Annotated in this window: 7 protein-coding genes; 6 read left to right on the top strand and 1 reads right to left on the bottom strand. The window is 71.0% G+C overall.

The genetic code is table 11. The features are described from left to right. Positions 1-84 precede the first annotated feature (84 nt). On the bottom strand, positions 85-2,673 hold the full coding sequence (gene glgP / locus H283_RS0107495) for an alpha-glucan family phosphorylase (RefSeq protein ID WP_020142902.1): 2,589 nt from the start codon (positions 2,671-2,673) through the stop codon (positions 85-87). 308 nt (positions 2,674-2,981) lie between these two features. Here glgP and H283_RS0107500 point away from each other — a divergent pair, with 308 nt between their 5' ends. The 6 genes from H283_RS0107500 to H283_RS0107525 are packed head-to-tail and all read left to right on the top strand — an operon-like array spanning position 2,982 to position 12,541. Next, the gene (locus H283_RS0107500) at positions 2,982-5,000 is read left to right on the top strand and encodes an alpha-1,4-glucan--maltose-1-phosphate maltosyltransferase (RefSeq protein WP_156023090.1); all 2,019 of its coding nucleotides are present in this window, start codon (positions 2,982-2,984) and stop codon (positions 4,998-5,000) included. A gap of 3 nt (positions 5,001-5,003) precedes the next feature. After that, positions 5,004-6,710 carry a maltose alpha-D-glucosyltransferase gene (gene treS / locus H283_RS0107505; RefSeq protein WP_020142904.1) on the top strand — a complete coding sequence of 569 codons (1,707 nt, stop codon included), beginning with the start codon at positions 5,004-5,006 and terminating at the stop codon, positions 6,708-6,710. Next, entirely contained in the window at positions 6,710-8,137 is a 1,428-nt protein-coding gene (locus H283_RS0107510; RefSeq protein WP_028785407.1) for an aminoglycoside phosphotransferase, read from the top strand. The genes treS and H283_RS0107510 overlap by 1 nt, the downstream gene beginning before the upstream one ends. Then, on the top strand, positions 8,134-10,416 hold the full coding sequence (glgB, locus tag H283_RS24365; RefSeq protein ID WP_051103559.1) for a 1,4-alpha-glucan branching protein GlgB: 2,283 nt from the start codon (positions 8,134-8,136) through the stop codon (positions 10,414-10,416). The genes H283_RS0107510 and glgB overlap by 4 nt, the downstream gene beginning before the upstream one ends. After that, complete coding sequence (pgm, locus tag H283_RS0107520; protein WP_020142905.1) at positions 10,413-12,059, top strand: phosphoglucomutase (alpha-D-glucose-1,6-bisphosphate-dependent); 1,647 nt, start codon at positions 10,413-10,415, stop codon at positions 12,057-12,059. The genes glgB and pgm overlap by 4 nt, the downstream gene beginning before the upstream one ends. Beyond that, the gene (locus tag H283_RS0107525; protein ID WP_020142906.1) at positions 12,056-12,541 is read left to right on the top strand and encodes a hypothetical protein; all 486 of its coding nucleotides are present in this window, start codon (positions 12,056-12,058) and stop codon (positions 12,539-12,541) included. Before pgm ends, H283_RS0107525 begins: the two co-directional genes overlap by 4 nt. Positions 12,542-12,563 lie beyond the last annotated feature (22 nt).

Raw genomic sequence — 12,563 nt, forward strand, 5'->3', positions numbered from 1 at the left:
GTCGAGACCCCGCCACACGGCATACGCCCTCTGACGACGAGAGCCCGGACCCCACGAGGGGTCCGGGCTCTCGGTCAACGAGCCTCAGGCGTTGCGCGCGAGTCCCAGCTCGGCCGGGCCGGCGAGCCCGGGGTGCTTCGGGACGACGCGGACGCTGTAGCCGAACGACCCGGTGCGGCGCAGCGGCTGCGAGCCGGCGAACTGGTGCCGGCCGTCGGCGTAGGACTCGACGAGGGCGAGCGGGGCGACCTCCATGCCCCACAGCTCGTCGACGTCGTTGACGTGCCCGTGGACGAGCTGCACCTCGACGTCGTCGGGGGTGAGCCCGTCGAGGGCGACGTAGGCGCGCAGGTCGAGGACGTCGCCGATCTGCGGCGAGTCCGACAGGCCCGAGGGCTCGACGTGCTCGACCTTGACCTTGGTCCAGGCGGTGCGGATCTTCGTCTTGTAGGCGGCGAGGTCCTTGGCACCGGCGAACTCCGACCCGGACACCGAGCGACCGGCTCCGGCCGCGGGGCTGTAGAGCTGCTCCGTGTAGTCCTGCACCATGCGGCTCGCGAGCACCTTCGGGCCGAGCGTCTTGAGGGTGTGGGTCATCATGGCGATCCACCCCTGCGGCAGCCCCGCGGCGTCCCGGTCGTAGAACTTCGCGGCGACGTCGTTCTCGATGAGGTCGTAGAGCGCCGAGGCCTCGATGTCGTCACGCCGGTCGGCGTCCTCGACGCCGTCGGCGGTCGGGATCGCCCAGCCGTTGCGACCGTCGAACCACTCGTCCCACCAGCCGTCGAGGATCGAGAGGTTGAGGCCGCCGTTGAGAGCCGCCTTCATGCCCGACGTGCCGCACGCCTCGAACGGGCGCAGCGGGTTGTTGAGCCAGACGTCGCAGCCCGGGTAGAGGTGCTGGGCCATCGCGATGTCGTAGTTGGGCAGGAACACGATCCGGTGACGCACCTCGGGGTCGTCCGCGAAGCGGACCATCTCCTGGATGAGGCGCTTGCCCGTCTCGTCGGCCGGGTGCGACTTGCCGGCGATGACGAGCTGCACCGGACGCTCCGGGTGGAGCAGGAGGCGCTTGAGCCGCTCGGGGTCGCGCAGCATCAGGGTGAGGCGCTTGTAGGTCGGCACGCGCCGGGCGAAGCCGATCGTCAGCACGTCGGGGTCGAGGATGTCCTCGACCCAGCCGAGCTCGGCGTCGCTCGCGCCACGCTTCTGCCACGAGGCCTTGACGCGACGTCGGGCGTCGGCGACGAGCTTCTCGCGCATGACGCGCTTGGTCGACCACACGGCGTCGGCGGGCACCTCGTCGATGCGCTCCCAGGCGTTCTCGCCGGAGATGTCGGTCGTGCCGAGGTGCTTGCGGGCGACGTCGTAGACGGCCCGGTCGACCCACGTCGGGGCGTGGACACCGTTGGTGATGCTGGAGATCGGGACCTCGACGTCGTCGAAGCCCGGCCACAGGCCGTCGAACATCTCGCGGCTCACGACGCCGTGGAGCTGGGACACACCGTTGGCGCGCTGCGCGAGACGCAGGCCCATGACGGCCATGTTGAAGATGCCCGGCTGGCCGCCCTCGTAGTCCTCGGCGCCGAGGGCGAGCAGGCGCTCGACCGGCACTCCGGGGATGGCGTTGGCGCCGCCGAAGAAGAGGTTGATCTTCGCGGCGTCGAAGCGGTCGATGCCAGCGGGCACGGGCGTGTGGGTCGTGAAGACCGTCGCGGCGCGCACGGCCTCGAGAGCCTCGTCGAAGGTCAGGCCGTGGTCGCGGACCAGCTCGGTGATGCGCTCGACGCCGAGGAAGCCGGCGTGGCCCTCGTTGGTGTGGTAGACCTCCGGCGTCGGGTCGCCGGACAGTCGGGACCACAGACGCAGGGCGCGCACGCCACCGATGCCGAGGAGCAGCTCCTGCTCGAGGCGGGTGTCGCCGCCACCGCCGTACAGCGACTCGGTGACCTTGCGGGTCTGCTCGTCGTTGCCGGGCACGTCGGAGTCGAGGAGCAGCAGGGGCACGCGGCCGACCTGCGCCTTCCAGACGTGGGCGTGCAGCTGGCGGCCCGCGGGCAGGCTCACGGTGACGACGGCGGGCGTGCCGTCCTCCTCGCGCAGCAGCGACAGCGGGAGGCCGTCGGGGTCGAGGACGGGGTAGGTCTCGACCTGCCACCCGTCGCGGTTGAGCGACTGCTTGAAGTAGCCGGTCTTGTAGAAGAGGCCGACGCCGACGATCGGCACGCCGAGGTCCGACGCGGTCTTGAGGTGGTCACCGGCGAGGATGCCGAGGCCGCCGGAGTACTGCGGCAGCACGGACGTGATGCCGAACTCCGGGCTGAAGTACGCGATGGCGGCCGGGGCGGCCTTGCCGGCGGCCTCCTGCTCGCGGCTCCACGACTGGTACCAGCGCTCGTCGGAGAGGTAGTGGTGCAGGTCCTCGTTGGCGGCCACGACGCTGCCGACGAACTCGTCGTCGGCGGCCAGCGCGGCCAGCTCGTCGGAGGACAGGCGGGAGAGGAGCTTGACGGGGTCCTCACCGGCCTGGGCCCACTTGCGGGCGCTGATGCTCTCGAACAGGTCGCGGGTCGGCGGGTGCCAGGACCAGCGCAGGTTGCTCGCGAGGACGCCGAGTCCCTCGATGCGGCTCGGCAGGACGGTACGGACGCTGAAGCGACGGATGGCCTTCACAAGGGGACAGCATAGGGGTCGCGATGACGGCTTCTTGCAACCCTTGCAGCGAGGTTTCACCCATCGGACGGGGCCTCGGCGCGTCATGGGCCAAACGCTGCAACTTCGATACGGTCGATCACGTGACTGGCTCAGCGAAGAAGCCCCGTTCCAGCAAGCCGAACCGCGTGCGCAGCGCCGCTCCCCCAGCTCCACGACGCGACGATGCCACCCCGACCGCAGACACCGCGTTCGTCGACGACACCGAGGCAGGAGCCGTCCACCTCGCCCCCGACCACCCCGTGAGCGCCCCGCCGACCGTCGAGGGTATGCCGGGTGACGCGCTTCCGATGGGACGCATCCCCGTGAGCGACGTCCGTCCGCTCGTCGACGGCGGGACCCGCCCGGCGAAGTCGGTCGTCGGCGAGGAGTTCACCGTCCGGGCCAAGGTCTTCCGCGAGGGCCACGACGCGGTCAACGCGACCGCCGTGCTCACCGACCCCGACGGCACCGACCACTACTTCGCCATGCACAGCGTCAACCCCGGCCTGTCCGAGTGGGCTGCCACCGTCGTGGCCGACCGCGAGGGCTGGTGGACCTACCGCGTCGAGGGCTGGTCCGACCCCTACGCGACGTGGGTGCACGACGCCGGCATCAAGATCGCCGCCGGCGTCGACGAGGACCTCATGTGCGCCGAGGGCGTCCGCGTGCTCGAGCGGTTCGCCGCGGCCGTCCGAGGCCTCGGCGTCGACGCCTCCGAGATCGACAAGGGCGTCGTCGCCCTGGGCGACAACCGGGCCCCTGCCGCGCACCGCTTCGGCGCGGCCACGTCACCGGAGATCACCGGCCTGGCGGCCCTCGTGCCGCTGCGGGAGTTCGTGTCGGCATCACCGGCGTACTCCCTGCTCGTCGAGCGCGAGCGCGCGCTCTACGGCGCCTGGTACGAGATCTTCCCCCGGTCCGAGGGCGCCCACCGCGACGAGAAGACGGGCGAGTGGGTCTCGGGGACCTTCCGGTCCGCGGCCGAGCGGCTACCCGCCATCGCCGACATGGGCTTCGACGTCGTCTACCTGACGCCGATCCACCCGATCGGCACGACGGCCCGCAAGGGTCGCAACAACTCGCTCACGGCCCAGCCCGGCGACCCCGGATCCCCTTATGCCATCGGTTCGCCCGACGGTGGGCACGACGCGATCCATCCCGACCTCGGCACGTTCGAGGACTTCGACCACTTCGTCGCCGAGACGCGACGGCTCGGCATGGAGGTCGCCCTCGACATCGCGCTGCAGGCCTCCCCCGACCACCCGTGGGTCCAGACCCACCCGGACCTCTTCACGACGCGGGCCGACGGCACCATCGCCTACGCCGAGAACCCGCCGAAGAAGTACCAGGACATCTACCCGCTCAACTTCGACAACGACCCGGCCGGGTCCTACGCCGAGGTACGCCGGGTCATCCAGGTGTGGCTCGACCACGGGGTCCGCATCTTCCGCGTCGACAACCCCCACACCAAGCCGGTCGCCTTCTGGCAGTGGCTCATCGCCGATGTCGCGCAGGACCACCCCGACACCATCTGGCTGTCCGAGGCCTTCACGAAGCCGGCGATGATGCACCACCTCGCCAAGGCCGGCTTCCAGCAGAGCTACACCTACTACGCGTGGCGCAACGCGAAGTGGGAGCTCGAGGAGTACGGCACCGAGCTCGCCGGGGAGGACACCGGGTCGGCGTACATGCGACCCGCGTTCTGGCCGACGACGCACGACATCCTCACCCCCTACATGCAGTACGGCGGACCGACCGCGTGGAAGCTCCGCGCGGCCGTCGCGGCCACCATGTCGCCGACCTACGGCATCTACGCCGGCTACGAGCTCATGGAGCACGTCGCCCGCCCCGGCGCCGAGGAGCAGATCGACAACGAGAAGTACGAGTACAAGGACCGCCAGTGGTATCTCTACGAGCCGGGCGGCCCCCTCGAGAGCCGATCGCTCGCCTGGTACCTCAAGCGGCTCAACGACATCCGCGGCTGGCACCCCGCGCTGCACTGGCTGCGCAACCTGCGCTTCCACGCCGCCGACGACGAGAACGTCATGGTCTTCAGCAAGTCCCGTGTCGTCGACCGGGCCACGGGTGAGCGCGACACCGTCCTCGTCATCGCCAACCTCGACCCGCACGCCACGCGTGAGACGTGGGTGCACCTCGACATGGAGGCACTGGGTATGGCCACGTGGTCGACGTTCGACGCACACGACCACATCACCAACCAGACGTGGGAGTGGCGCCAGGACAACTTCGTCCGGCTCGGCCCCGACTCCGAACCCGTCCACATCATCCACGTGAGGAGCCACTGACGCATGCAGGGCCTCAACCTGTCCCAGCCCGGCCTCAAGCACGACCCGCAGTGGTTCAAGAAGGCGGTCTTCTACGAGGTGCTCGTCCGCGCCTTCGCCGACTCGAAGGGCTCCGGCGCCGGTGACTTCACCGGTCTCATCAACCGGCTCGACTACCTCCAGTGGCTCGGGGTCGACTGCCTCTGGCTGCCGCCCTTCTACGCGTCACCGCTGCGCGACGGTGGCTACGACATCGCCGACTACAAGGCGGTCCTGCCCGAGTTCGGCACGCTGCCGGAGTTCACCGAGCTCGTCTCGCAGGCCCATGCCCGCGGCATCCGCATCGTCACCGACTTCGTCATGAACCACACGAGCGACCAGCACCCGTGGTTCCAGGCGAGCCGTGCCGAGCCCGACGGCCCCTACGGCGACTTCTACGTCTGGTCCGACACCGACGACGGCTACGACGACGCGCGCATCATCTTCGTCGACACCGAGGTGTCGAACTGGACCTTCGACCCGGTCCGCCGGCAGTTCTTCTGGCACCGCTTCTTCAGCCACCAGCCCGACCTCAACTTCGAGAACGAGGCCGTGCAGGAGGCGATGTTCGACATCGTGCGCTTCTGGATGGACCTCGGCATCGACGGCTTCCGCCTCGACGCGGTCCCCTACCTCTTCGAGGAGGAGGGCACCAACTGCGAGAACCTCCCGAGGACGCACGAGTTCCTCGCCAAGCTGCGCGCCATGGTCGATGCCGAGTACCCCGGCCGGATCCTGCTCGCGGAGGCGAACCAGCCGCCCGCCGAGGTCGTCGACTACTTCGGCACCGAGGAGGCGCCGGAGTGCCAGATGTGCTTCCACTTCCCGGTCATGCCCCGGCTCTACTACTCGCTCCGCGAGGAGACCGCCGCCCCGATCATCGACGTGCTGGCGGACACGCCGGCCATCCCGTCGGGCACCCAGTGGGGCACGTTCCTGCGCAACCACGACGAGCTGACGCTCGAGATGGTCACGCCCGAGGAGCGCGCCGCGATGTACGGCTGGTACGCCCCCGACCCGCGCATGCGTGCGAACGTCGGGATCCGCCGCCGCCTCGCTCCCCTCCTCGACAACTCACGGCCCGAGATCGAGCTCATCCACGCGCTCATCCTCTCGCTGCCGGGGTCGCCGTGCCTCTACTACGGCGACGAGATCGGCATGGGCGACAACATCTGGCTCACCGACCGCGACGCGGTGCGCACGCCGATGCAGTGGACCCCCGACCGCAACGCCGGCTTCTCGAGCGTCGACCCGGGCAAGCTCTACCTGCCCGTCATCAGCAGCCTCGTCTACCACTACAACAACATCAACGTCGAGGCGCAGATGGCCTCCTCGGCCTCGCTCCTGCACTGGGTGCGCGGCATGCTCCAGATCCGCGGGCGCCACCCCGTCTTCGGGCTCGGCGACTTCACGATCGTCGAGGCCGACAACGAGGCCATCCTCGCCTTCACGCGCACGATGGAGGCCGACGGCAACGAGCCCGGCGAGGCCGTGCTCTGCGTCAACAACCTCTCGAGCCGTCCCCAGGCGGCGACGATCCAGCTCCCGGAGGAGCTCGCCGGACGTGAGCTCATCGACCTCTTCGGCGGCAGCGGCTTCCCGTGGGTGGCGGGCGACGGCCGCGTCACCCTGACGCTCGGCTCGCGCGACTTCTTCTGGCTCCGCCTGCGGGGCGGGGAGGACCGCGGCTGATGGCCATCGTGCACAAGGGCGCGACGATCGTGCCGACCAAGACCGAGATGGTCACCGAGTGGATGCCGCACCAGCGGTGGTACCACGGCAAGGGCCACGTGCCGCAGCTGCGCCGCGTCGGCGGGTTCCGCTTCGAGGACCCCGAGGGCGAGGTGGGCTGCGAGACGCTGCTCCTCGCCGACGAGGCCGTGGCCCCGGCCGTCGTCTACCAGGTCCCCCTCACCTACCGCTCGGCCCCTCTGGAGGGCGCCGAACACGCGCTGCTCGGCACGATGGAGCACAGCGTCCTCGGCACGCGGTGGGTCTACGACGGACCGCACGACCCGGTCTACGTCAGCCAGCTCATGGCGACGATCCTCGGCGGCGGCGTCTCCGACGAGGCGCAGGCCTCGGTCGGCAGCAACGCGCTCGCCACGGGCTCCTCGACCGGCCACGCCGACGGGTCGGTGTCGTCGTCGACCGTGCTCAGGGGCGAGCAGTCCAACACGTCGGTGATCTGCCGCATGACCACTCCCCACGGCGGCCCGGCCGAGCCGGTCATCGTCAAGGTCTTCCGCACCCTCCAGGACGGCGAGAACCCCGACGTCGTCGTCCAGTCCGCGCTGACCCAGGAGGGCTCGGACCGCGTCCCGATGGCCATCGGCCACCTCTCCGGTTCCTGGGACGGCCCGTCCGACGCCGCCCCCATGCACGGCCACCTCGCCTTCGCGCAGGAGTTCATCCCCGGGGTCGAGGACGCGTGGCGGGTCGCCCTCGTGGCCGCCGCGTCGGGCACGGACTTCACCGACCGTGCCCGTGACCTCGGCGTCGTCACGGCCCAGATCCACACCGCGCTCGCGCACGCCCTCGGCACCCACGAGGTGACGCCCGAGGCGCGAGAGGCCGTCGTCGCGTCGATGCGCCAGCGGTATGCCGCCGCCGTGGCCCTCGTGCCCGACCTCGCCTCGCGCTCGGCCGCCGTCGAGCGGGTCGTCGCGTCCGTGCGCGACGTGCACTGGCCGTCGCTGCAGCGGATCCACGGCGACTACCACCTCGGCCAGGTGCTCGACGTGCCCGAGCGCGGGTGGGTGGCCCTCGACTTCGAGGGCGAGCCGCTGCGCCCGCTCGCCGAACGCGTACTCCCCGATCTCACGGCGCGCGACGTCGCCGGGATGCTGCGCTCCTTCGACTACGCCGCGGGCTCCGTGGCGCTGGCCGAGTCGCCGGTGGACGCGACCGCCTGGGCGGCAGCCTGCCGGGCCGCCTTCCTCGACGGGTACGCCTCCGTCGCAGGGGCGCCCGACGCCGACGCGCAGGCACTGACTCGCGCGCTCGAGCTCGACAAGGCGCTCTACGAGGTTGTCTACGAGGCCCGCAACCGGCCCTCGTGGCTGCCGATCCCGCTCGGCGCCGTCGAGCGACTCACCACCGAGGAAGGCACGCCATGACCACCGAGACCGCCCACGGTCCCTCCCTCGACGACGCCGCCATCACGGCCTTCCTCCAGGGCCGCAACGGCCAGCCGCACGACCTGCTCGGCCACCACGTCGGCCCCGGCGGCCTGACGATCACGGCATACCGCCCCTTCGCGACCCGGGTCGGCGCCCGGATCGACTCGGGCGAGCGGGTCGAGCTGCAGCACGTCCGCGACGGCATCTGGTCGATGACCTCGCCGGACTTCGGCACGACCCACGACTACCGCCTCCTCGTCGAGTACGGCGACGGCGTGGAGCACGAGCAGGACGACCCCTACCGCTTCGCCCCGACCCTCGGGGAGATCGACCGCCACCTCATCAACGAGGGGCGCCACGAGCAGCTGTGGACCGTGCTCGGCGCGCACGTGCGCCACTACCCCGGACCGCTCGGCGACGTCTGGGGGGTGTCCTTCGCGGTGTGGGCGCCCCGCGCACGGGCCGTCCACGTCATCGGCGACTTCAACGACTGGGACCGCCGCTCGCACCCGATGCGGGCACTCGGCGAGAGCGGCATCTGGGAGCTCTTCCTGCCCGGCGCCCAGGAGGGGATGAACTACCAGTTCGCCGTGCGCGGACCCGACGAGCTCGTCCGGCTCAAGAGCGACCCGATGGCGCGGATGACGGAGGTCGCGCCCAAGCAGGCGGCCATCGTCACCGAGACCCACTACGACTGGCGCGACGACGACTGGATGGAACGCCGCCGCACGAGCAACGCCCACGAGGGTCCGATGAGCATCTACGAGGTCCACCTCGGCTCGTGGCGCCAGGAGCTCGGCTACCGCGGTCTCGCCGAGCACCTCGTCAACTACGTGCGCGACCTCGGCTTCACGCACGTCGAGTTCCTGCCCGTCATGGAGCACCCGTACGTCCCGTCGTGGGGCTACCACGTGACCGGCTACTACGCCCCGAGCTCCCGCTGGGGCCGCCCCGACGACTTCCGCTTCCTCGTCGACGAGCTGCACCGGGCCGGCATCGGGGTCCTGCTCGACTGGGTGCCCGGCCACTTCGCCACCGACGAGTGGGCCCTGGCTCGCTTCGACGGCCTGCCGCTCTACGAGCACCCGGACCCCCGCAAGGGCTGGCACCCCGAGTGGGGCTCCAACATCTTCGACTACGGCCGGCCCGAGGTGCGCAACTTCCTCGTCGCCAACGCCATCTACTGGCTCGAGGAGTTCCACCTCGACGGCCTGCGCGTCGACGGCGTCGCCTCGATGCTCTACCTCGACTACGCCCGCGACGCCGGGGCCTGGGTGCCCAACAAGGACGGCGGGCGCGAGAACCTCGAGGCCGTCGAACTGCTCAAGGAGACGAACGGCACCGCGTACAAGCGCGTCGGCGGGATCGTCACGATCGCCGAGGAGTCGACGACGTGGCCGGGCGTCACGAAGCCGACCAACGAGGGCGGCCTCGGTTTCGGCTTCAAGTGGAACATGGGCTGGATGAACGACTCGCTGAAGTACCTCGGCGAGGAGCCGATCTACCGCAGCTACCACCACGGCAAGCTGACGTTCTCGCTCATGTACGCCTTCGACGAGAACTTCGTGCTGCCGATCAGCCACGACGAGGTCGTCCACGGCAAGGGCTCGCTGCTGCGCAAGTCGCGCGGCTCCCGCGAGGAGCAGGTCGCGACCCTCCGCGCCTTCCTCGCCTACCTCTGGTGCCACCCCGGCAAGCAGCTGCTCTTCATGGGCTGCGAGTTCGGCCAGGAGTCCGAGTGGTCCGAGGGCCGCAGCCTGGACTGGTGGCTGCTCGAGCAGCCGCTGCACTACCGCGTCCACAACCTCGTCAAGGACCTCAACGGCATCTACCGCGGCAACCGGGCGCTGTGGGAGCTCGACGCCGACCGCTCGGGCTTCGAGTGGCTCGAGGCCGACGACGCAGCCCACAACACGTTCTCGTGGCTGCGCTTCGGCAAGGGCGACCGGGCGACCGACGCCCCCGTCGTGGCGTGCGTCATGAACTTCAGCGGCGAGACGCAGCAGTCCTACCGCATCGGTCTTCCGCGCGGCGGCCGGTGGACGGTCGTCCTCGACACGGCCGGCTACCACCCGGACGCCCCGAGCAGCACCGGCATCGTCGTCGAGGCGCGCGAGGAGTCCTGGCACCAGCAGCCGTATGCCGCCGACCTCACCGTCCCGCGCCTGTCGACCGTCTGGCTCGTCCCCGTCGACGAGCCCTCCGTCCCGACCGTCGTGGCCGGGACCCTCGCGAGCAGCGACGCCGACCCGACCCCGAACGGAGACCCCTCATGACCCACCCGCGCGCCGGTCAGCCCGCCCAGGCCGAGGACCTCGTCGACGTCGACGCCCTCGTGGGGGCGTACTACGACCGGCACCCCGACGTCGACGACCCCGACCAGCAGGTCGCGTTCGGCACGTCTGGCCATCGCGGGTCGAGCCTGCGCACGGCGTTCAACGAGGACCACATCCTCGCCGCGACGCAGGCCATCGTCGACTACCGCGTCTCGCAGGGCTTCGACGGGCCGCTCTTCATCGGCCGCGACACGCATGCCCTGTCCGAGCCGGCCTGGCGCTCGGCGCTCGAGGTGCTCGTCGCCAACGGCGTGCAGGTGCTCGTCGACGACCGCGACGGGTTCACGCCGACCCCGGCCGTGTCCCACGCCATCCTCCGCGCCAACCGCGGGAAGGGCTCCGGGGCCACCGGACTGGCCGACGGCATCGTCGTCACGCCGTCCCACAACCCCCCGGCCGACGGCGGTTTCAAGTACAACCCGCCGCACGGCGGACCGGCCGACACCGACGCGACCTCGGTCATCGCCGAGCGCGCCAACGCCCTCATCCGCGGGGGGCTGCGCGAGGTCCGCCGCGTCGCCTTCGAGAGAGCGCGCAGCGAGGCCGGCTCCTACGACTTCATGGGCACCTACGTCGACGACCTGCCGAACGTCGTCGACCTCGCCCGGGTCCGCGAGGCCGGCATACGCATCGGAGCCGACCCGCTCGGCGGCGCGTCCGTCGCGTACTGGGGCGAGATCGGCGAGCGTCACGGGCTCGACCTCACCGTCGTCAACCCGCGCGTCGACCCGCAGTGGGCCTTCATGACCCTCGACTGGGACGGCAAGATCCGGATGGACTGCAGCTCCCCGTCCGCCATGGCCTCGCTCATCCACGCCAAGGACGCCTACGACATCTCGACGGGCAACGACGCCGACGCCGATCGGCACGGCATCGTCACGCCCGACGCCGGCCTCATGAACCCCAACCACTACCTCGCCGTCGCCATCCAGTACCTCTACGGCGGCGCCCGTCCGGGGTGGCCCGAGACCACCGCCATCGGCAAGACCCTCGTGTCCTCGTCGATGATCGACCGCGTCGCCTCCGACCTCGGACGCACGCTCCTCGAGGTCCCCGTGGGCTTCAAGTGGTTCGTGCCCGGGCTGCTCGACGGGTCGGTCGGGTTCGGCGGGGAGGAGTCCGCCGGAGCGAGCTTCCTGCGCCAGGACGGCACGGTGTGGTCGACCGACAAGGACGGCATCCTGCTCGCCCTCCTCGCGTCCGAGATCCTCGCGGCGACCGGCAGGACTCCCAGCCAGCACTACGCCGAGCTGACAGCGCGACACGGCGACCCGGCATACGCCCGCATCGACGCAGCGGCGTCGCGTGAGGAGAAGGCCAAGCTCGGCGCCCTCTCCCCCAGCGACGTGACGGCCGAGACCCTGGCGGGAGAGCCGATCACCGGCAAGCTGACCGAGGCCCCGGGCAACGGCGCCAAGATCGGTGGCCTCAAGGTGACGACCGAGAGCGCGTGGTTCGCCGCACGCCCGTCGGGCACCGAGGACGTCTACAAGATCTACGCCGAGTCCTTCCAGGGCGCCGAGCACCTCGCCCGCGTCCAGGCCGAGGCCAAGGACGTCGTGTCGGCGGCCCTCGGCGGATGAGCGAGCTCGACGAGTCCGGTCCGCGGGGCCGGCTGGTCCTCGTGACGGCGGCCCGGCCCCAGGCCCGGGCCGCCCTCGCATCGGCCGTGGCTGCTCGTCTCCACGGGGCGGTCGTCGTCGACGGCGCGGCACTCGAGGCAGCGGTCACGAGCGGCGCCGTCCCCGGGTGGGACGAGCCGCCGACGTCGGAGCAGCTGCGGAGGCGGCTGCTGCGCTGGTCGGCGGCCCTGGCCGTCGCCGAGACCTACCAGCTCGAGGGGCTCGACGCGGTCGTCGCCGAGGACGCGCTCGGGGACCGGCTCGAGGACTTCCTCGACCTCGTCGAGCCCGAGCCCGTCCACGTGGTCGTCGTCCGTGACGGCGCCGACCCTGCCACGCCGCACTGGGGCCTGTGGGTCGACGGCACGGACCCGGTCGGGGCCACGGCCGCCGACGTCGTCAGCCGGCTGGCCGACGCGCTCGTCGCCACGTCGGCCACCTGACACCCGACGGCACGCGACCGCA

The sequence above is a fragment of the Terracoccus sp. 273MFTsu3.1 genome, from assembly GCF_000383675.1.
Taxonomy (GTDB): Bacteria; Actinomycetota; Actinomycetes; order Actinomycetales; family Dermatophilaceae; genus Terrabacter.